This is a genomic window from Streptomyces sp. SAS_281, from assembly GCF_052542855.1.
On record NZ_JBMNDO010000079.1, the window covers coordinates 1 to 19,932 of the forward strand.

Genomic DNA, 19,932 nt, shown 5'->3' on the forward strand with positions numbered 1-19,932 from the left:
CCCCCCCCCCCCCCCCCCCCCCCCCCACCCCCCTCGTGGAAGGCGCACGACCGCACCGGCTCCGGCGGGTCCCACGGCTGGTTGAGGCGGGGCACGGCGGCGAGCAGCGTGCGGGTGTACGGATGGAGGGGGTTGCCGAAGACCTGCCGGGTGTCGCCGCGCTCGACCACCCGGCCCCGGCGCAGCACCACGGTCTTCTCCGCCAGGTACGTGCCGAGCGCGAGGTCGTGCGTGATGTAGAGGACGCCCAGTCCGCGTTCCTTGAGCCCGGCCAGGAGGTTGAGGACGTCGATGCGGGTGGAGGCGTCGAGCATGCTGGTGATCTCGTCGGCGACCAGGAAGCTCAGGTCGAGCAGGAGGGCGCGGGCGATGAGCAGGCGTTGCAGCTGGCCGCCGCTGAGCTGGTGCGGGTAGCGGCCGAGGACCTGCGCGGGGTCCAGGCGCACATCGCGTACCGCCTTCTCGACGCGGTCGGCCCACTCCGCGTCGCGGACGCCCGGGTGGTACGCGCGGCGGACCAGGTCGAAGACGCGGTCCGCGCGGAAGACGGGGTTGTAGCAGGAGAACGGGTCCTGGAAGACGCCCTGGACGCGGCGGTAGAAGTCCTTGCCGGGCCGCACCCGCTGCCCGTCCAGGGTGAGGGTGCCGGAGCTGACGCCGGTGAGGCCGAGGATCATGCGGCCGATGGTGGACTTGCCGCTGCCGCTCTCGCCGATGAGGGAGACGACCTCGCCGGGCGCGGCGGTGAAGGAGACCCGGTCGACGGCGGTGACGGAGCCACCGCCGAACGCCCCGGCCCGGTAGGTCTTGGTGACGTGGTCGAGGCTCAGCATCAGACCTTCCAGCATGCGACGGAGTGGCGGGGGGCGATCTCGACGACCGGGGGCTCCTCGGCGCAGCGCTCGTCCGCGACGGGGCAGCGGTCGCGGAAACGACAGCCGGCCGGGGGGTTCAGGAGCGAGGGCGGGGCGCCGGCGATGCCCTGGAGGGGGCGGTCGGCGTGCCGGGCCCCGACCTCGGGGAGCGCGCCGAGCAGGAGCTTGGTGTACGGGTGGCGGGGCTCGGTCGTCAGGGTCTTCGTGGGCGCCTTCTCGGCGAGCTTGCCCGCGTACATGACCATGATGGAGTCCGCGATGTGCGAAGTGAGCCCGAGGTCGTGGGTCACGAAGATCATGCTGGTGACCAGGCCCTTGTCGCGCAGCCCGGTGAGCGCGCCGACGACGGCGCGCTGGGTGGAGACGTCGAGCGCGGAGGTGACCTCGTCGGCGATGAGGACGGACGGGTCGAGCAGGGTGGAGATCACCATGACGGTGCGCTGCTTCATCCCGCCGGACAGCTCGATCGGATAGCGGTCCAGGACCTCGTGGTCCAGGCCCACCAGGTCGAGCCTGCGGTGCAGCTCGGCGGTGTCCACGCTCGCGCCGCGCGACGCGAGCAGCTCGCGGATCATGCGGCCGATGCGGCGGGTCGGGTTGAGGGCGCTCATGGAGTACTGCGGGACGAGCGAGATCCGGTGGAAGCGGAACGCGTTCATCGCCCGGTCGTCGGCCACGGGCACGTCGTCGCCGTCGAGCGTGACGGTGCCGCCCGCGTGCCGCATCCGGCCGTCGAGGCGGATGAGCGACTTGCCGAGCGTGCTCTTGCCGCAGCCGGACTCACCGGCGAGGCCCAGGATCTCCCCGTCGGCGAGGTCGAAGGAGACGCCGTCCAGGGCCCGTACCTCACCGCGCAGGGTGCGGTAGTGGACCCGGAGGTCGGTCACGGTCAGGGTCATGCGCTCAGACCTCCCGGAGCGGTCGCGGTCATGGTCATGCCTCCCGCAGCTTGGGGTTGAAGACCTCGTCGAGGCCGACGTTGGCGACGTACAGCGCTCCGACGATCGCGGTGATCCCGGCGCCTGGCGGAACGAACCACCACCACATGCCGAGCTGGAGGGCGCTCCACTGCTGGGCGCTCTGCAGCATCAGGCCGAGGGAGACGCCCTCGGTGGGGCCGAGCCCGATGAAGTCGAGCGAGGAGGCGACCAGGACCGAGCCGCCGAACAGCAGGATGAACATCATGAAGAGGTACGAGCTCATGTTGGGCGCGATCTCGCGGAAGATGATCCGCCAGGTGCCGCTCCCGCTGAGCCGGGCGAGGTCCACGAACTCGCGGGTGCGCAGCGAGAAGGTCTGCGCCCGGATGGCCCGGGCCGCCCACGGCCAGGAGGTCAGCCCGATGAACAGGCCCTGCACGGGCACCGAGCGCACCCCGAGGTACGCGTTGATGATCAGCAGGACGGCGAGCGCGGGCAGCACCAGGACGACATTGGTGAGCATGTTGAGGATCTCGTCCACGGCACCCCCTCGGTAGCCGGCCAGGAAGCCGACGAGCATGGCGATCACGGCGGCGATGGCCCCGCCGACGACGCCGACCAGGAACGTCGAGCGCAGCCCGTGCACGAACTGGGCGTAGACGTCCTGCCCGAAGGTGGTGGTGCCCATCCAGTACGTGGAGTCGGGCGGGGCGGCCTGCGGGCCGACGTACTCGTTGGGGTCGGCGTTGTCGAGGAGTGGGGGGCCGATGATCCCGACGAGCAGGAGCAGCACGACGACGGTGAACCCGATGAGCAGTTTCGGGTTGCGGACGGCGTAGTGCAGCGTCTCGCGGCCGGGCCGGGCGGCGGGGGCGGAGGGCGCGGCGGGCTCGGTGGCCGGTTCGGGCACGGTGCTCATGACTGGCCTCCTGCCATGCCGGTACGGGTGCGGGGGTCGACGACGACGTACACGACGTCGATGAGGAAGTTGGCGATCAGGACGCCGATGACGATGAACAGGAACGCGCCCTGGAGCAGGAAGAAGTCCTGGTTCTGGATCGCGGCGAGGATGAGCGAGCCGAGTCCGGGGTACGCGAAGACGATCTCCGTGACGAGCGCTCCGGCGACCAGGACGCCCAGTTGGAGGGCGAGTCCGGTGATCTGGGGCAGGACGGCGTTGCGGAAGGCGTAGCGGCGGATCAGGCGCTGGGGTGCGCCGAGGGCCGAGAGGTAGTTCGAGTAGTCCGACTCCAGCTCGTAGATGATCATGTTGCGCATGCCGATGGCCCAGCCGCCGAGCGCGACGAGGAACAGCGACAGGAACGGCAGCACCCAGTGCTGGAACAGGTCCGCCGCGAAGTCGAAGGACCAGCTGGGCTGGATGTCGAGGCTGTAACCGCCCGAGAGCGGGAACCAGCCCGCCTTGGAGCCGAGCGCCCAGGCGAGGATGACGGCGATCCACATGTAGGGCATGGCGGTGAGCAGGTAACCGGCCGGGAGCACGGTGTTGTCGAGCACCTTGCGGCGGGCGGCGAGCGCTCCGGCCCAGTTCCCGACGAACCAGCTGAGCAGGACGGCCGGGATCATCAGCCCGAGGGTGTACGGGAGTGCGTCGAGCAGGACGTCGGCGACGGGTTTGGGGAACACCCAGATGGACAGGCCGAAGTCGCCCTGGAGGAGGGCGCTCCAGAAGTGCAGGTACTGCTGCCAGACGGGCTCGTCGAAACCGAAGAGGTTGTTGTAGTAGGCGCGCATGGCCTCGACGGCCTCGGGCTGCGAGACCCGGGCGCGGGCCACCATGGCGGCGACCGGGTCGCCCGGCATGAAGCGCGGGATCATCCAGTTGACGGTGACGGCGACGACGAAGGTCAGCGCGTAGATGAGTAGTTTGCGGGCGAAGTAGCGGCGCAAGAGGGCTCCCCGGAGAGAGCCCCGCCGTGCGGGCTGCGGTCAGGTCGGCGCGCACGGCGGGGCGGTCGTGGAATGGGAGCGGCCGGCCGGAGGGAGGGCCCCCGGGGACCGGCCGCTCTCAGAACTGCCGTGTCACTTGGCGGGCTTCAGCTGGGTGAGCGCTTCAAAGCCGCCCATCTCCAGCCAGTTGCGCCACATCGCGGGGGCGTACTTGGGCGCTCCGGGCGCGTCCGAGGGCCAGTTGGTCCAGGTGCCGGTGGTGGACTGGGCCCACAGGCCGTTGTACCAGAGGGGGATGACGGGCATCTCCTTCAGCTGGATGTCCTGGATCTTGGAGATGACCTTCTTCATGCCCTCGGTGTCGTCGGTCTTCACCGCGCCGAGCTGCTGGACGAGCTTCCAGGCGTCCTCGTTCTCGTAGCGGCCGAAGTTGACGGTGTTCTGCTGCTTCTGGACGGGCAGCTGGAACATGTACTCGTAGTACGTCCACGGGGTGCTGGAGAGCTGGCGCTCGTTGTTCACGACGAGGTCGAACGCGCCCTTGCCGCGCTGCTCGTTGAGCGCGTTGGCGTCGGGGAACTCGGTGGTGATCTTGATCCCGGCGTCCTTGGCGGACGAGGCGATGACCTTGGCGGCCTCCATCCAGTCGGTCCAGCCGGTGGGCACGGCCAGCTTCAGGCTGATCTTCGAGCCGTCCTTGTTCTCCACCAGGCCGTCGCCGTCGGTGTCCCGGTAGCCGGCGTCCGCGAGGATCTGCTTGGCCTCGGCGGTGTCGAAGGTGAAGCCCTCGCTCGCGACGAGGCCCTTGTCGATGTACTTGTCCCACTGCGGGAGCAGCCCGGTCGGGTCGGCGGCCTTGACCAGGCCCCCGTACACGCCCTTGACGATCTTCCCGGTGTCCACGGAGGCGGCGAGCGCCCTGCGGAAGGCGGCGTCGTCCATCGGCTTCCTGGTGGTGTTGGGCACCAGCCAGGCGGTGTTGGCGGAGAGCATGTAGGGCGGTTCGTCGTAGTACGAGACGACCTTCTTGCTCTTGACCAGGGAGGCGGCGCCGGGCAGGAAGTTGTTGCTCAGGTCCAGCTGGTTCTGGCCGAGCTGGCCGATGACGACCTCGTTGCTGGGGTTGGAGACGTCCACGATGTAGCGGGGCGCGGGCTTCATGGACAGGGCCTTCACGCCCCACCAGTCGTCGCGCCGCTGCCAGACGACCCGGTCCTGGGTGTGGCTCTTCAGCGTGTACGCGCCGGTGCCGACGGGCTTGTCGTTGACGCCGTCCAGGACCTCCTTCTCGGAGCGTTCGCCCCAGATGTGTTCGGGGACGACGGGCTGCCCGTAGAGCGTGAAGTCCCACTCCTGGTAGCGGGCGTCCTTGAAGGTGAAGCGGACCGTGGTGGCGTCCACCGCTTCGGCGTCGGAGAGCCAGCTCCACAGGCTGTGGAAGGCGGACGCCTCGATCTTGCCGATCCCGTAGGAGTAGGCGACGTCCTTCGCGGTGAGGGGCTTGCCGTCGGACCACTTGATGCCGGGGCGCAGCTTCACCTCGTAGGTCTTGTCCCCGGTCCAGCCGCCCGACTCCGCCAGCCAGGGCGTCAGCTTGCCCGCGTTGGGGTCGAAGTGGAACAGGGTCTCGTAGACGAGGCCCTTGGTGCCGGTGGCGTGGTCCCAGTTGTGCAGAGGGTTGTAGTTGGCCGGCGGCCCCCACTGGGTGCCCGTGGTGTAGAGCGTCTCGTTACGGGGGAGGGCGCCGCCTCCCCCGCCGCCGGAACCGCCCGAGCCGCCCGACGAGCCGCCCCCCGTGCACGCGGTGGCGGCGAGTGCGATCACGGCGAGCGTGGCCGCGATCCGTCCGCGGAATCCCGTGCCCATCGTCCCTCCTTCTCCCCGCCGTCCCTGCCGAGCGGAGTTACTGAACCGGGTAAGTGCCGTGAAGCTAAGGCCGCCCCATGTCCCTGTCAAGGGTGCGGGAGCGCTCCCATTGCATGTAGGGACCAGCCGGGTCGGGTGATCGGAAACGGCGATGGGGGCCATGTGCGCCCGCCGCTGCGGCTAGGATGCGGACGCCGCACGAACCGGTTAAGCGAGGTCGCATGCCCAAGCACCGCCCCACGATCGCCGACATCGCGGCCCGCGCCGGGGTGTCCAAGGTCGCCGTGTCCTACGCGCTGAACGACCGGCCGGGCGTCTCCCCCGCGACCCGCTCCGCCATCAAGGCCATCGCCCAGGAGATCGGCTGGCGCCCCAACAGCGCGGCCCGCGCCCTGACCCGGGCCAGGGCCGACGCGGTGGGCCTCGCGCTGTGCCGGCCCGCCCGGCTGCTCGGCGTCGAGCCGTTCTTCATGGAGCTGATCAGCGGCATCGAGTCCGAGCTGTCGCCGCGCGGCTGCGCCCTGCTCCTCCAGGTCGTCACGGACCCGGCCCAGGAGCTGGAGGTCTACCGCCGCTGGTGGGGCGAGGGCAGGGTGGACGGCGTCTTCCTCACCGACCTGCGCGGCGCCGACCCCCGTATCGAGGGTGTCGCCGGACTCGGCCTGCCCGCCGTGGCGATCGGCCACCCCTCGGCGGCCGGTCCGCTGCCCGCCGTCTGGTCCGACGACGCGGCGGCGGTCCGCGACACCTTCGCCTATCTCGCCGCCCTCGGCCACCGCTCGGTCGCCCGGGTCGCCGGGATGCCGGAGCTGAACCACACCGCCCTGCGCGACCGGGCCCAGCGCGAGGTCTGCGCCGACCTGGGCCTCGGCGAGCCGGTCGTCGTGCACACGGGCTACTCCGGCGACGACGGGGCTCACGCCACGCGCCGCCTGATCAGCTCGCCCGGGCGGCCCACCGCGATCGTGTACGACAACGACATCATGGCCGTCGCCGGGCTCTCGGTCGCCCAGGAGATGGGGCTCGACGTGCCGGGCGACCTCTCGCTCGTAGCCTGGGACGACTCCCAGCTCTCCCGGCTCGTCCGGCCCCCGCTGACGGCGCTGAGCCGCGACATCCCGGCGTACGGGGCCCTCGCGGCCCGGACCCTGCTGTCCCTCATCACGGACGGCGGCGCGGAGGGGGCCGAGGACGAGGCGGCCCGCCTGGTGCCGCGGGGGTCGACGAGGGCGCCGAGGAAGACCCCCTAGACCGCGGGGAGGCGGATGTCATACCCGAGGAGGACGCCGGCGGGCGGATCATGCGACTCAAGAGGGCCCCGGGAACGGGCACCGGGAGTGACGACCGGTGGCCGTCCGGCGGGGACGATGGAGCGGTACCCCTGACCCGGGGCCGACGCCGACACGGCGGGCCGCCGGGCGGGCTCCGTCCCGTACGCACCCCACCCTGGAGTCTGCTGTGACCACCATGTCCACCGCTCACCGCGCCACCGCGGTGGCCGCCCGCGCCACGGAACTGTCCAAGGTCTACGGCGAGGGCGAGACCCGGGTGACCGCTCTCGACCGGGTCACCGTGGACTTCCCGCAGGGCGAGTTCACCGCGATCATGGGCCCGTCGGGCTCCGGCAAGTCCACGCTGATGCACTGCGTCGCCGGACTCGACAGCTTCAGCAGCGGTTCGGTGCGCATCGGCGAGACGGAGCTGGGCGCGCTCAAGGACAAGCAGCTCACGCAGTTGCGCCGGGACAAGATCGGCTTCATCTTCCAGGCGTTCAACCTGCTGCCGACGCTCACCGCCCTGGAGAACATCACGCTCCCGATGGACATCGCGGGCCGCAGGCCGAACCAGGAGTGGCTGCACCGGGTCATCGACATGGTGGGCCTCTCCGACCGGCTGAAGCACCGCCCCACCGAGCTCTCCGGCGGCCAGCAGCAGCGCGTGGCCGTGGCCCGCGCCCTGGCCTCGCAGCCCGAGATCATCTTCGGGGACGAGCCGACCGGCAACCTCGACTCCCGCTCCGGCGCCGAGGTCCTGGGCTTCCTCCGCAACTCCGTGCGCGAACTGGGCCAGACCGTGGTGATGGTGACCCACGACCCGGTCGCCGCCTCCTACGCGGACCGGGTCATCTTCCTGGCGGACGGGGCGATCGTCGACCAGATGATCCACCCCACCGCCGACGGGGTGCTGGACCGGATGAAGGCGTTCGACGCCAAGGGCCGCACCAGCTGAGCCGGCCCGTACCGGCGCTTCGTACCCCTTCCTCCGGCCCCTCGTTCCCCGGGCCGGCAGACACCCAGGACTGACAGACATGTTCCGTACCGCCCTGCGCAACGTGCTCGCGCACAAGGCCAGGCTGCTGATGACGATCCTCGCCGTGATGCTCGGCGTGGCCTTCGTCTCCGGCACCCTGGTCTTCACCGACACCCTCGGAAACGCCTTCCGCAACCAGTCGGCCAAGAGCTACGACGACATCGCCGTCGCCGTGACCACCCACGCCGACCAGCGCGACAAGGAGACCGCCGCCGTCGACGAGGCCGCCCTGGCGAAGATCCGGGCCCTGGACGGCGTCGCGTCCGCCACCGGCCGGGTCGACGGCTTCGCCGGGGTCGCCGACCCCGACGGCAAGCTCATCGGCAACGGCTGGTCCAACACCGGCTCCAACTTCGCCCCCGGCGAGAACGGCAAGGACCCCGCGTACGCCTTCACCGACGGCACGGGCCCCACCGAGCCCGGCAGCGTCGCCCTGGACCGCGACACCGCGAAGAAGGGCGAGTACGAGGTCGGCGACAAGGTCCGCGTCGCCACCAACGGGCCGGTGAAGGAGTACACCCTCTCCGGCGTCTTCACCACCGAGGACGGCGCGGTCAACGCCGGCGGCAGCCTGGTCCTCTTCGACACCCCGGTCGCGCAGAAGCTGTTCCTGCGCCCCGGCGAGTTCAAGGACGTCTCCGTCGCCGCGAAGTCCGGCGCCTCCGACCAGGAGCTGCTGGCGGCCGTGAAGCCGCTGCTGCCGAAGAACGCCGAGGCCGAGACCGGCAAGGCGCGCGCGGACAAGCAGGCCGAGGACATCGAGGCGGGGCTCGGCGACCTCAACAAGCTGCTGCTCGCCTTCGCCGGTGTCGCCCTCTTCGTCGGCGTCTTCCTGATCGCCAACACCTTCACCATGCTGGTCGCCCAGCGCACCAAGGAGCTGGCCCTGATGCGCGCCGTCGGCGCGTCCCGCCGCCAGGTCAAGCGCTCGGTGCTCCTGGAGGCGGCCGTGGTCGGCCTCATCGCCTCCGTCGTGGGCTTCGCGGTGGGCCTCGCTCTCGCGACCGGGCTGCGCTCCGCGATGAGCCTGCTCGGCGGCAAGATCCCGGCTGGGCCGCTGGTGATCGCCCCGGTCACGGTGGTCGCCGCGTTCGCCGTGGGTGTCCTGATCACCGTGCTGGCCGCCTGGCTGCCGGCCCGCCGGGCCGCGAAGATCCCGCCGGTCGCCGCGATGAACAGCGCGCACGCGGTGGCCACGGTCAAGTCCCTCGTCGTGCGCAACACCATCGGCGGCGTCATCACGCTGCTCGGCACGGCGGCGATCGGCGGCGGCGCGGCCCAGGCCGGCTCGGACGGCCAGCTGCTCATCGCGGGCGGCACGTTCCTCGCCCTGATCGGCGTCATCGTCCTCATCCCGCTGCTGTCCCGCCCGGTGATCGCCCTGGTGCGCCCGCTGCTGCGGCGGCTGTTCGGGGTCTCCGGCAAGCTGGCCGCGCAGAACGCCGTCCGCAACCCCCGCCGCACCGGCGCCACCGCGTCCGCGCTGGCGATCGGCCTCACCCTCGTCACCGGGATCTCGGTGCTCGGCGTCACCCTCGGCCAAGCGGTCGACAAGGTGACCACGGACAACATCAAGGCCGACTACATGGTCTCGATGGCCAGCGGTGACGCGCTCGACGAGGCGGCGCTGACCGCCCTGGAGAAGGCCGACGGCGTCACCGCCGCCTCGCCCCAGCAGGCCGTCTGGCTGACGATCGGCGGGCAGGGCGTCTCGGCCTCCGGCGTCACCCCGGGCGACGTGCAGCAGGTGCTCACCGTCGACACCGTCGCGGGCTCCCTGGACACCCTCGAGAAGGGCGGGATCGCGGTCGCCGAGAAGACCGCGAAGTCGCACGGCTGGAAGCCCGGGGACACCGTCTCCGTCACGTACCAGGACAAGAAGAAGGGCACGCTGAAGGTCGGCGCGCTCTACAAGGACAACGAGTTCCTCTCGCCGGTCCTGATCCCCCGCGCCACCGTCGCCCCGCACGAGGACAAGGGCGACATCCGCGAGGTCTGGGTGAAGACGGACGGCGGCGCGAGCGCGGCCCACGAGCAGGCGCTGGTGGACGCGCTGGGCGACAACCCGGGCATGAGCATCATGGACCGTCAGGACATCCGGGACATGTTCGGCGGCGGCGTCAACCTCGCGATGAACATCATGTACGGCCTGCTCGGCATGGCGCTGGTCATCGCGGTGCTCGGGGTCGTCAACACCCTGGCCATGTCGGTGTTCGAGCGCCAGCAGGAGATCGGCATGCTGCGGGCGATCGGCCTGGACCGGCGCCGGGTCAAGCGGATGATCCGGCTCGAAGCGGTGGTGATCTCCCTGTTCGGCGCGCTCGTCGGCATCGGGCTCGGGCTGTTCCTCGGCTGGGCGATCGGGCAGACCGTGGCCGCGAGCATCCCGCAGTACGTGCTGGTCATCCCCTGGGGCCGGATCGGGATCTTCCTGCTCCTGGCCGGCCTGGTCGGCGTGCTCGCCGCCCTGTGGCCCGCCCGCAGCGCCGCCAGGCTCAACATGCTGACGGCCATCAAGACCGAGTGACCGCAGCGGTACGAGGGAAGGGGCCGGTGTCCGCGGACACCGGCCCCTTCCGTGCTCCACGGCGCTCAGGCGGTCGCGTCGGCCTTCCAGGCCCGGGCGCGCAGCGGCATCCGCGAGGCACCGCCCTGCTCCGGGCGCACCGCGAGGATCTGGTTGACCCCGATCTTGTTGCGCTCGAAGGAGAGCGCGGACGCGGCCATGTAGAGCCGCCAGACCCGGGCCCGGCCGGGCGAGACCATCTTCACGGCGCTCTGCCAGCCCCGCTCCAGGTTGGCGACCCACTGGCGCAGCGTCAGCGCGTAGTGCTCGCGCAGCGCCTCGACGTCCCGGGCCTCGAAGCCGGCCTCCTCCAGGATGGCGAGGGTCTTCCCGACCGGGGCGAGTTCTCCGTCCGGGAAGACGTACGCGTCGATGAACGCGTCGATCTCGTACGCCGACTCGTCCCTCTCGGGGCGGCGCCCGATCTGGTGGTTGAGGAGGCGCCCGCCCGGCTTGAGGAGGGCGAAGAGGTCGTCGGCGTACTCCCGGTAGCGGACGGAGCCGACGTGCTCCGCCATGCCGATGGAGGAAATGGCGTCGTAGGGCCCGTCACGGACGTCCCGGTAGTCCTGGACCCGGATCTCCACCCGGTCGGTCAGGCCCTCGTCGGCGATGCGCTTGCGGGCGTAGGCGGCCTGTTCGGCGGAGAGGGTGACGCCGGTGACGCGGGCGCCGTACTCGCGGGCGGCGTGGATGGCCATGGAGCCCCAGCCGCAGCCGACGTCCAGCAGGCGGTCGTCCTCCTTGAGGGCCAGTTTGCGGCAGACGAGGTCGAGCTTGTCGCGCTGGGCGCTCTCCAGGGTTCCGGCGTCCTCCCAGTAGGCGCAGGAGTAGACCATGGACGGTCCCAGAACCAGTTCGTAGAAGTCGTTGCCCACGTCGTAGTGGTGGCTGATGGCCTCCTTGTCACGGCGTCTGGTGTGCAGGGTGCCGCTGCGCGCCCGTACCTCCTCGGGCGGCGGGGCGGGCGGCAGCCAGGGCCCGGACAGCTTCAGCAGGTCCGCGGCGGCGGCGCGCACCTTCGGGTCGCGCAGCGCCCGGAGGCCGCCCGGCGCGTCGGCCTCGCGCTCCCAGATGAGCCCGGCCATCAGGTCCAGGGCCTCGTAGAGGTCGCCCTCGACGTCGATCTCGCCGGCCACCCAGGCACGGGCCAGGCCCAGTTCGCCCGGCTTCCACAGCAGCCGGCGCAGGGCCCGGCGGTTGCTGATGACGAGGACGGGGGCCCCGGGCGGTCCGGCTTCGCTGCCGTCCCAGGCCCGGACGCGGACCGGTAGGGGTTGGCCCAGCAACTGCTGGGCGAGAGCGGTCAGCCGCAATGCGGCGTCTGCCATGGCGCACACCTCCGTGACGGTGTTTCCCGACGTGCCCAGACATGCCCACACATGTCCCGGACCACGCCCCGGCGCCCGGGGCGCCTCGGCGTGGTACATCCCCCACAACAGTCTGCGGCGGCCCGGCCATCCCGCTACCGGGCAAGGGAACGGCAAAATGCGTGCACGGCACACCCATCCGCCGGGGGTGCGGCCCGCGCCGCGACACCGCCCGCTCGCACCCGGATACGCCGAAGGGGCCGTCCGCACCACGGATGGCGGACGGCCCCTTCGGGCGTCGTACTGCTCGCTCCGGCGGGAGCGGCGGGCTAGGAAGCCTTGGCCTTCTCGCCCACGGGCTTGGCGGCGGCCGGCGCGGGGGCCGGCTTGGCGGCCTCGTAGAACTCCTCGCGCGGCGTCTCCATGGCGCCGAGGGAGACGACCTCGCGCTTGAGGAACATCGCGAGGGTCCAGTCGGCGAAGATCCGGATCTTGCGGTTCCAGGTGGGCATCGCCAGACCGTGGTAGCCACGGTGCATGTACCAGGCGAGGCGGCCCTTGAGCTTGATCTTCATCTTGCCCATGACGATCATCGCCACGCCCTTGTGCAGGCCCAGACCGGCGACCGCGCCCTTGTTGGCGTGGCTGTAGTCGGCCTGCGGGAAGCCGCGCATCCCGGAGATGACGTTGTCGCCGAGGACCTTGGCCTGACGCAGCGCGTGCTGGGCGTTCGGCGGGCACCAGGCGTTGGGGTTACCGGCCTTGCGGCCGACCATGTCCGGGACCTGGGCGTTGTCGCCCGCGGCCCAGATGTAATCGGTGCCCTGCACCTGGAGCTTCTCGGAGGTGTCCACGTGGCCGCGGGGGCCGAGCGGCAGACCGAAGCGCGCCAGCGCCGGGTTCGGCTTCACACCGGCGGTCCACACGATGGTGTTGGAGTCGACCTCCAGGCCGTTCTTCAGCACCACGTGGCCGTCGACGCAGGAGTCCATGGAGGTCGAGAGGAAGACCTCGACACCACGGGACTCCAGGTGCTCGCGGCCCCAGGTCCCGAGCTTCGGACCGACCTCGGGAAGGATCTTGTCGGCGGCGTCGACCAGGATGAAGCGCATGTCCTCGCGCTTCACGTTCGTGTAGTACTTCGCCGCGTCGCGGGCCATGTCCTCGACCTCGCCGATGGTCTCGGCACCGGCGAACCCGCCGCCCACGAAGACGAAGGTGAGGGCCCGGCGGCGGACGTCCTCGTCGGTCGTGGAGTCGGCCTTGTCCAGCTGCTCCAGGACGTGGTTGCGCAGGCCGATGGCCTCCTCGATGCCCTTCATGCCGATGCCCTGCTCGGCGAGGCCGGGGATCGGGAAGGTCCGGGAGACCGCGCCGAGCGCGATGACCAGGTAGTCGAAGGGCAGCTCGTAGGCCTCGCCGACGAGCGGCGCGACCGTGGCGACCTTGCGGTCCTGGTCGATGGTGGTGACACGCCCGGTGAGCACCTCGGCCTTGGGCAGGACGCGCCGCAGCGGGACGACGACATGCCGAGGGGAGATGCTGCCGGCGGCAGCTTCGGGGAGGAAGGGCTGATAGGTCATGTACGACCGGGGGTCGACGACCGTGACGGTCGCCTCGCCGTAGCGCATCTTCTTGAGGATGCGCCGAGCTGCGTACAGACCTACGTACCCACCGCCTACTACGAGGATCCTGGGACGCTCCGTGGTGCTCATGCCATCGAGTATCCACCCCACTCGGGGGGCATGCTCGTGAGCCCCTTCACAAGGTTGTGGCCACCCTCTGCTATAGTTCGCCGCCCACGTGACCCAGGTCATGAGCCGCATCGGGAACCCCGTTACAGCGGTGAACGTTGTTCACCGCCTGCGAGCTGGCCCTTGGCCCTCGGCCCGGAGGGAAGGGCCTTTCCGGTCCACCCGGGCGTGACACTCCCGGAACCCTTCGTTCCGGCCCCCGAGTGACCCCGCTCACCCCCGGCGAGACCCATCCGGAGCAGAAGACCGCCCCGGGGTGGGCAATTCCTTGTGAAGAAGTTCACGAAGTTGGTGGCGAGGCGGCCCGGACCCCGCCCCACCAGGCGCGGCCCGCCCACTCAACAGTGCGGGCGGGCCGACGCATGAGCGCCTGGCTCACGCCAGCGAAAAGGCGATTCCGTCCAGGATGTCGTGTTCGCTCACCACGACCTCGCGCGCCCCGGTCCGCTCCATCACGGCCTGGAGGATCAGCGCACCGGACGGGATCACGTCGACCCGGCCCGGGTGCATCGCGCCGAACGCCGCACGCTCCGCATGGGTCGAGGCCAGCAGCCGCGCGGTGATCTCCCGGACCTGCTCCAGGGAGACGCGGGAGTGGTGGATCGCCTCGGAGTCGTACTCATCGAGCCCCAGCGCTATCGCGGCCACCGTGGTGACCGTCCCCGCGAGGCCCACCAGCGTCGCCGCCGAGGCGAGCGGCACGGTCTCCTCCGCCAGGTCCAGGGCGGCGGCCACGTCGGCGCGGACCGCGTCGATCCCCTCGCGCGGAGGCGGATCGGCGACGACGCCGTCCCGCACGAAATGGCGCTCGGTCATCCGGACGCAGCCGATGTCCACGGACCGGGCGGCCCGCACCCGGTCGTCGCCCACGACGAACTCGGTGGAGCCGCCGCCGATGTCCACGACCAGGTACGGCTTCGCGAGGTCGTCGCGCCCGGTCAGCTCCTTGGTCGCCCCGGCGAACGAGAACGCGGCCTCCTGGTCCCCGCTGATCACCTCCGGCTCGACGCCCAGGATGTCCAGCACCCCGCGCACGAAGTCGTCCCGGTTCTCCGCGTCCCGGGAGGCGGAGGTGGCGACGAAGCGCACCCTCTCGGCACCGTGCTCCTCGATCACCGCCGCGTAGTCCCGGCAGACGGCGAACGTGCGCTCCAGCGCCTCGGGGGCGAGCCGGCCGGTCCGGTCGACGCCCTGCCCCAGCCGGACGATCTCCATGCGCCGGGCGTACTCGACGAGCTCCCCGGTCACCGGGTCGGCGTCCGCGACCAGCAGGCGGATCGAGTTGGTACCGCAGTCGATGGCGGCCACGCGCGTCATGTCTGCCGCCCCCTCAGCCCTCGTCCGTACCCTGCTCGCCGCACGGCGACACGCACGGTCCCTTGCGCCACCACTCCGGGAGCATCGCGATCGCCTCGTCGCCCAGCGGGTTGACGCCGGGACCGGCCGCCAGCGAGTGCCCGACGAGCACGTGCAGGCACTTCACCCGGTCCGGCATGCCGCCGGCGCTCGGGAAGCCCTCCAGGACCTCGATGGCGTCGCGCCGCGCGATGTAGTCCTCGTGGGCCGCCCGGTAGGCGGCCGCGAGCTCGGGGTCCCTGCCCAGGCGCTCGGTCATCTCCTTCATGACCCCGTTCGCCTCCAGCGTGCCGATCGCGGAGGCGGCGCGCGGGCACGTCAGGTAGTACGTCGTCGGGAACGGCGTGCCGTCCTCCAGCCGGGGCTGCGTCTCGACCACGTCCGGGTTGCCGCACGGACAGCGGTGCGCGATGGCGCGCAGTCCGCGCGGCGGGCGGCCCAGCTGCTGCCGGAACGCGGCGATGTCCGCCTCGGTGGGGACGGTGGGCTCGGTCTGGGGAGGGGGCGTTTCCATGCCTGCCTAGGGTGCTGATCGGACTGCTCGAACCGCGGGTTCTGCAGAGGTACGGGGGTGGGGACGGCCGTCAGCCGCGGTCGGCGCTGTCCACGCCGTCCCACAGGTTGGAGTGCCAGGGCCGGTCCGTCTCGGCCGGCTTCCCGTTGCGCTCCTTGACCGCGTCGGGGTCGACCACGGTGTAGCCGGTCTCCCCGGGAAGAACGTAGTGCAGGTGCTCGCGGGCCAGCCGCTTGATGTACGCGTCGTCCTGGAGCCGGGCCTTCTGGTCCCGCAGCTCCTCGGTGCGCGCCTCGGCCTCCCGAGCCTGCCTGCGCTGGTCGGCGATCTCGTCGCGCTGCGACACGTACTGCCGCATCGGGTAGGCGAGGGCGACGACCAGGGAGCAGACGACCAGGGCCAGGAAGGCGGCCCGGCCGGTGAGCCGGGAGCGGCGGGCCTGACGCCGGTTCTGGGACCGGTAGACGCGGGCGGCGGTCTGCTCACCGAGCAGCCGCAGCCGGGTCGCGGTGGAGAACCGGTCCCGGTCCTTCACGGCCATGTTCCCGCCTCCCCATTACGACGTCCGTCCCCGCACACGGTACGTGACCGGGTGCGGGGACGGACGGAGGCGGGGGATACCCGCGGGGGGCGTCAGCCCTTGAAGCGCGGGAACGCCGAGCGGCCCGCGTACACCGCGGCGTCGTCGAGGATCTCCTCGATGCGCAGCAGCTGGTTGTACTTGGCGACGCGGTCCGAGCGGGCCGGGGCGCCGGTCTTGATCTGACCGCAGTTCACGGCGACCGCGAGGTCGGCGATGGTGACGTCCTCGGTCTCGCCGGAGCGGTGCGACATCATGCACTTGAAGCCGTTGCGCTGGGCCAGCTCGACGGCGTCCAGGGTCTCGGTCAGCGAACCGATCTGGTTGACCTTGACGAGCAGGGCGTTGGCGGAGCCCTCCTCGATGCCGCGGGCCAGACGCTCCGGGTTGGTGACGAAGAGGTCGTCGCCGACGATCTGGACCTTGGCGCCCAGCTTGTCGGTGATGACCTTCCAGCCGGCCCAGTCGTCCTCGTACAGCGGGTCCTCGATGGAGACCAGCGGGTACGCGGAGACGAGCTCCTCGTAGTACTCGGTCATCTCGGCGGCCGAGCGGGACTTGCCCTCGAACTCGTACGAGCCGTCCTTGTAGAACTCCGAGGCGGCGACGTCGAGCGCGAGCGCGATGTCCTTGCCCGGGGCGTAACCGGCCTCCTTGATGGCCTCGATGATGAGGTCGAGGGCGGCGCGGTTGGACTCCAGGTTCGGCGCGAAGCCGCCCTCGTCGCCGAGGCCGGTGGAGAGGCCCTTGGTCTTCAGGACCTTCTTCAGCGTGTGGTAGACCTCGGCGCCCCAGCGCAGCGCCTCGGAGAAGGACTCGGCGCCGATGGGCGCGATCATGAACTCCTGGATGTCCACGTTGGAGTCGGCGTGCGAGCCGCCGTTCAGGATGTTCATCATCGGAACGGGCAGCAGGTGCGCGTTCGGGCCGCCGAGGTAGCGGAACAGCGGGAGGTCGCTGGCCTCGGAGGCGGCGTGGGCGACGGCGAGGGAGACGCCGAGGATGGCGTTGGCGCCGAGCGAGCCCTTGTTCTCCGTGGCGTCCAGGTCGAACATCGCCTGGTCGATGAGGCGCTGCTCGGTGGCGTCGTAGCCGACGAGCTCCGGGCCGATCTGCTCGATCACGGCGAGGACGGCCTTCTCGACGCCCTTGCCCTGGTAGCGGTTGGGGTCGCCGTCACGAAGCTCAATGGCCTCGAACGCGCCGGTGGAGGCGCCGGACGGAACAGCAGCACGACCGGTGCTGCCGTCGTCGAGGCCGACCTCGACCTCGACCGTGGGGTTGCCCCGGGAGTCGAGGATTTCCCGGGCTACGACGACGTCGATGGACGGCACGAGGCATCTCCTTCTGGGATATGACGCTGGTTGTGCAGGGTCGCTTTGGCCTTGCCACAAGAGCCTAACCGGCCCGGCCGTCTGCGTCGGCCGACCGCCCGTCCCCTGGGACGAAAAAGGACCCAAGGGCAGGCATACCGGGGCGAACGGCCAAATAATTACCGGCCGGTAACTACAACAGTTGAACGATCACAGGGACCGTCCGGCACCGGAACCGGCGTGCCCCGGCCCGGCACACACGGGGGGAGAGTGCGTGCCGGGCCGGGGCGGTCCGAGCGATCAGCGAGGAGGGATCGCGGTTACTTCGTCAGGTGGAGCTGCTGGCCCGGGTAGATCAGGTCGGCGTCCTGGACGATGTCCTTGTTCAGCTTGAAGAGCTGCTCCCAGCCACCCTTGACGTGGTGGTCGGCGGCGATCCTGCTCAGCGTGTCACCGGTGACGACCTTGTACTCGCCGTCACCCTTGGCGACCTTCTTGCCGGTGGGGGTGGTGACCGTCTTCTTCGGGGCGTCCGAGCGGTCGGAGCGGTTGGTGGCCGGAGCCTCGCTGCGCTCGGCCTTCTTCGGGGCGGCCTCCTGCTTGGGGGCGGCCTCCTGCTTGGCGGCACCGGAACCGGCGTCGACGCCCGGGTCGACACCGTCGTTGGTCAGGTTGCCGGCGCCGGCGCAGGACCAGGCACCCGGGCCCTGCATGTCGAGGAGCTTCTCGGCGGTGGCGATCTGCTGGGCCTTGGTGGCCAGGTCGGCGCGGGCCGCGTACTGCGTACCGCCGGCGGCGGCCCAGCTGGACTGGGAGAACTGCAGGCCGCCGTAGTAGCCGTTGCCGGTGTTGATCGACCAGTTGCCGCCGGACTCGCACTGGGCGACGGCGTCCCACGTGGCGACGGAGGCGGCGGAGGCGTTGGTGGCGCCCATCAGCGGCACGGCGACGGCGGCACCGGCGACACCGGCGAGCGTGGCGACACGGACGGCCTTGGAGGGGCGGCGGTGCTTGTTGCCCTTGCGGTTGAGCAGCATCGAGTCTTCTCCTCACCGACGCCTGCGAGGTGAGCTGTCGGGTTCGGGCCAAGTGAGTTGCCCGGCCGCGCCCCTGGCGCGACTTCACCCCTAGCCGGTCCTGTACGTCTCCCGACGATCAGGCCCAGCGCCTACCTGGGTCCCCCGCTCCTGCCTACGGCGCTTTCGCGTCTGTTCCCTTCGACCGACGGCAGGATTCGGCGTGACGGTCGACGGGGCCCGCGGTGCGAGCGGTTACGACCGTAATCACACCCAACGGTCATATTCAAAGAAGGACATACCGGATAATCATCCCGTAAGAGCATCCCATCAACCCCTGTTTACGCAGGTCGGAGCGGATGCGGCGGGACCTCCCGGACAAGAAGCATCAGTTCACGCAAAGAGACCCATGTCTCACTCGGTCAAAAGTGGGACATGGGCCTCTTAAACCACCCAAAGCACAAGGGCCTCTAACGGCTCATCCGGCGTTCTCGGCGGCCTTGTCCGGGCCCGCGTCATCCAGGCCCAGATCGAGGTTCTGGCCGGGCAGGATGAGGTCCGGGTCGGAGCCCACCTCGCCCTTGTTCGCCTCGTACAGCCCGGGCCAGCCGCCGGGCAGGTCCTGCGCGTCGGCGATCGCCCAGAGGTTGTCGCCCGGCCGTACGGTGTACGTGCCGTCAGCCGGCCCCGCGGCGCTGTCGCGTGCGTCGCCGTCACCTCGCGAGGCGTGCCGGCCCTCGTCGCGCCCCTCGGCCGTCCCTCCGGCCTCGTCGGCGGCTGGGGCGCCCCGGTGCTTGCCGCCCTTCGCCCGCGCGTCGTCCGTCGCACTGCCGGACGGGTCCGCGGAGGGGTCGGCCGGGGGCGTGGCCGTCGGGTCGCCCGGGGCGGACGGGTCGGCGGACGGGGTGCCGGAGGGGTCGGCCGACGGGGAGGCGGACGCCTCGCCCTTGCCGCTCTCCTCGGCGCTCCGGCCCGCGTGCTTGCCGGAGCTCCTGGCGGCCTCCTTGCCCGTGGCGGCCGCGCCGGACGCCTCGCCCGAGGGGGTGGCCGACGAGCCCGAGGACGCGTCGTCCACCGGGTCGGTGCCGAGACCGGCGTCCAGGCCCGCGTCGGCGCTCCGGGCAGGCTCGTCCGCGTTCTCGTCGCCCGGGTCCACGTCCGCCTTGCCCGCGCTCTTGGTGAGCCCGGAGATCACCGCACAGCTGGGCCACGCCGTGGGGCCCTTGGCGGCCAGCACGCGCTCGGCGACCGCGATCTGCTGCGAGCGGCTGGCGAGGTCGGCGCGCTCGGCGTACGCCTCACCGCCGTACGCCTTCCACAGCTCCGGCGTGAACTGGAGACCGCCGTAGGAGCCGTTGCCGAGGTCGGCGCTCCACATCCCGCCGCTCTCGCAGTCGGCCACCCGGTCCCAGGTCCCGGTGTCCGCGGCGTGCGCGCTCGCCGCGCCGAGCAGCGGGATGGCGATGGCCGAGCCCGTGACGCCTGCGGCGACCACGATGGCGGGTGCCTGACGAGGGCGGCGGTGTCTGCCGTTCGCGGAGCCCATGGGAGATGCCTTCCGTGTGACTGACAAGCGACTGGTGAGTCGAACGGTGAACCTAGCGAAACTCGAACGTGAGTCACAAGTCGATGCAGCGCAGA

16 protein-coding genes and 1 riboswitch are annotated in these 19,932 nt (G+C 71.0%); of the genes, 3 read left to right on the plus strand and 13 right to left on the minus strand.

Features of this window, described 5'->3' with window-relative positions:
- From ACN6LM_RS25800 to ACN6LM_RS25820, 5 genes are all read right to left on the minus strand, one after another.
- Positions 1-848 (minus strand): ATP-binding cassette domain-containing protein (locus ACN6LM_RS25800; protein ID WP_445067778.1); only part of this gene is annotated, 848 nt, incomplete at its 3' end.
- Positions 833-1,774 carry an ABC transporter ATP-binding protein gene (locus ACN6LM_RS25805; RefSeq protein WP_445067779.1) on the minus strand — a complete coding sequence of 314 codons (942 nt, stop codon included), beginning with the start codon at positions 1,772-1,774 and terminating at the stop codon, positions 833-835. The genes ACN6LM_RS25805 and ACN6LM_RS25800, both read right to left, overlap by 16 nt.
- A gap of 34 nt (positions 1,775-1,808) precedes the next feature.
- On the minus strand, positions 1,809-2,714 hold the full coding sequence (locus ACN6LM_RS25810; protein WP_164400404.1) for an ABC transporter permease: 906 nt from the start codon (positions 2,712-2,714) through the stop codon (positions 1,809-1,811).
- Positions 2,711-3,706: an ABC transporter permease gene (locus ACN6LM_RS25815; RefSeq protein ID WP_445067780.1), complete on the minus strand. Its 996-nt coding sequence runs from the start codon at positions 3,704-3,706 to the stop codon at positions 2,711-2,713. Before ACN6LM_RS25815 ends, ACN6LM_RS25810 begins: the two co-directional genes overlap by 4 nt.
- A gap of 132 nt (positions 3,707-3,838) precedes the next feature.
- The gene (locus ACN6LM_RS25820) at positions 3,839-5,572 is read right to left on the minus strand and encodes an ABC transporter substrate-binding protein (RefSeq protein ID WP_445067781.1); all 1,734 of its coding nucleotides are present in this window, start codon (positions 5,570-5,572) and stop codon (positions 3,839-3,841) included.
- 221 nt (positions 5,573-5,793) lie between these two features.
- Between ACN6LM_RS25820 and ACN6LM_RS25825 the strand changes: the two genes are divergently transcribed.
- From ACN6LM_RS25825 to ACN6LM_RS25835, 3 genes are all read left to right on the plus strand, one after another.
- A complete protein-coding gene (locus ACN6LM_RS25825) occupies positions 5,794-6,822 on the plus strand; it encodes a LacI family DNA-binding transcriptional regulator (protein WP_445067782.1) in 1,029 nt (342 codons plus the stop codon).
- Between the two features lie 208 nt (positions 6,823-7,030).
- Positions 7,031-7,801: an ABC transporter ATP-binding protein gene (locus tag ACN6LM_RS25830; protein WP_445067783.1), complete on the plus strand. Its 771-nt coding sequence runs from the start codon at positions 7,031-7,033 to the stop codon at positions 7,799-7,801.
- Between the two features lie 79 nt (positions 7,802-7,880).
- Positions 7,881-10,409, plus strand: a complete 2,529-nt coding sequence (locus ACN6LM_RS25835; protein WP_445067784.1) for an ABC transporter permease — start codon at positions 7,881-7,883, stop codon at positions 10,407-10,409.
- Between the two features lie 65 nt (positions 10,410-10,474).
- Here ACN6LM_RS25835 and ACN6LM_RS25840 read toward each other — a convergent pair whose 3' ends face one another.
- From ACN6LM_RS25840 to ACN6LM_RS25875, 8 genes are all read right to left on the minus strand, one after another.
- Positions 10,475-11,779 carry a class I SAM-dependent methyltransferase gene (locus ACN6LM_RS25840; protein ID WP_445067785.1) on the minus strand — a complete coding sequence of 435 codons (1,305 nt, stop codon included), beginning with the start codon at positions 11,777-11,779 and terminating at the stop codon, positions 10,475-10,477.
- A gap of 308 nt (positions 11,780-12,087) precedes the next feature.
- On the minus strand, positions 12,088-13,473 hold the full coding sequence (locus ACN6LM_RS25845) for an NAD(P)/FAD-dependent oxidoreductase (RefSeq protein WP_164400411.1): 1,386 nt from the start codon (positions 13,471-13,473) through the stop codon (positions 12,088-12,090).
- Between the two features lie 414 nt (positions 13,474-13,887).
- Positions 13,888-14,829 (minus strand): Ppx/GppA phosphatase family protein, encoded by a 942-nt coding sequence (locus ACN6LM_RS25850; protein WP_445067786.1) that lies wholly within the window; start codon positions 14,827-14,829, stop codon positions 13,888-13,890.
- A 13-nt stretch (positions 14,830-14,842) separates the two neighbouring features.
- Positions 14,843-15,382 (minus strand): DUF501 domain-containing protein, encoded by a 540-nt coding sequence (locus ACN6LM_RS25855; RefSeq protein ID WP_425813632.1) that lies wholly within the window; start codon positions 15,380-15,382, stop codon positions 14,843-14,845.
- Between the two features lie 70 nt (positions 15,383-15,452).
- A complete protein-coding gene (locus ACN6LM_RS25860) occupies positions 15,453-15,923 on the minus strand; it encodes an FtsB family cell division protein (protein ID WP_164400414.1) in 471 nt (156 codons plus the stop codon).
- Between the two features lie 92 nt (positions 15,924-16,015).
- Positions 16,016-17,296 carry a phosphopyruvate hydratase gene (gene eno / locus ACN6LM_RS25865; RefSeq protein ID WP_018104074.1) on the minus strand — a complete coding sequence of 427 codons (1,281 nt, stop codon included), beginning with the start codon at positions 17,294-17,296 and terminating at the stop codon, positions 16,016-16,018.
- A 299-nt stretch (positions 17,297-17,595) separates the two neighbouring features.
- Complete coding sequence (locus ACN6LM_RS25870; RefSeq protein ID WP_445067787.1) at positions 17,596-18,312, minus strand: transglycosylase family protein; 717 nt, start codon at positions 18,310-18,312, stop codon at positions 17,596-17,598.
- Between the two features lie 4 nt (positions 18,313-18,316).
- Positions 18,317-18,484, minus strand: a riboswitch (cyclic di-AMP (ydaO/yuaA leader).
- Positions 18,485-18,769: 285 nt separating this feature from the next.
- Positions 18,770-19,837: a transglycosylase family protein gene (locus ACN6LM_RS25875; RefSeq protein WP_445067788.1), complete on the minus strand. Its 1,068-nt coding sequence runs from the start codon at positions 19,835-19,837 to the stop codon at positions 18,770-18,772.
- Positions 19,838-19,932: the final 95 nt, after the last annotated feature.

Excerpts from the sequence above, each read along its gene's own strand:
- ACN6LM_RS25855 (WP_425813632.1), bottom strand. The coding sequence starts at position 15,382 with ATGGAAACGCCCCCTCCCCAGACCGAGCCCACCGTCCCCACCGAGGCG.
- ACN6LM_RS25860 (WP_164400414.1), bottom strand. The coding sequence starts at position 15,923 with ATGGCCGTGAAGGACCGGGACCGGTTCTCCACCGCGACCCGGCTGCGG.
- ACN6LM_RS25840 (WP_445067785.1), bottom strand. The coding sequence starts at position 11,779 with ATGGCAGACGCCGCATTGCGGCTGACCGCTCTCGCCCAGCAGTTGCTG.
- ACN6LM_RS25875 (WP_445067788.1), bottom strand. The coding sequence starts at position 19,837 with ATGGGCTCCGCGAACGGCAGACACCGCCGCCCTCGTCAGGCACCCGCC.
- ACN6LM_RS25820 (WP_445067781.1), bottom strand. The coding sequence starts at position 5,572 with ATGGGCACGGGATTCCGCGGACGGATCGCGGCCACGCTCGCCGTGATC.
- ACN6LM_RS25835 (WP_445067784.1), top strand. The coding sequence starts at position 7,881 with ATGTTCCGTACCGCCCTGCGCAACGTGCTCGCGCACAAGGCCAGGCTG.
- ACN6LM_RS25870 (WP_445067787.1), bottom strand. The coding sequence starts at position 18,312 with ATGCTGCTCAACCGCAAGGGCAACAAGCACCGCCGCCCCTCCAAGGCC.
- ACN6LM_RS25805 (WP_445067779.1), bottom strand. The coding sequence starts at position 1,774 with ATGACCCTGACCGTGACCGACCTCCGGGTCCACTACCGCACCCTGCGC.
- ACN6LM_RS25825 (WP_445067782.1), top strand. The coding sequence starts at position 5,794 with ATGCCCAAGCACCGCCCCACGATCGCCGACATCGCGGCCCGCGCCGGG.
- ACN6LM_RS25850 (WP_445067786.1), bottom strand. The coding sequence starts at position 14,829 with ATGACGCGCGTGGCCGCCATCGACTGCGGTACCAACTCGATCCGCCTG.
- ACN6LM_RS25845 (WP_164400411.1), bottom strand. The coding sequence starts at position 13,473 with ATGAGCACCACGGAGCGTCCCAGGATCCTCGTAGTAGGCGGTGGGTAC.
- ACN6LM_RS25810 (WP_164400404.1), bottom strand. The coding sequence starts at position 2,714 with ATGAGCACCGTGCCCGAACCGGCCACCGAGCCCGCCGCGCCCTCCGCC.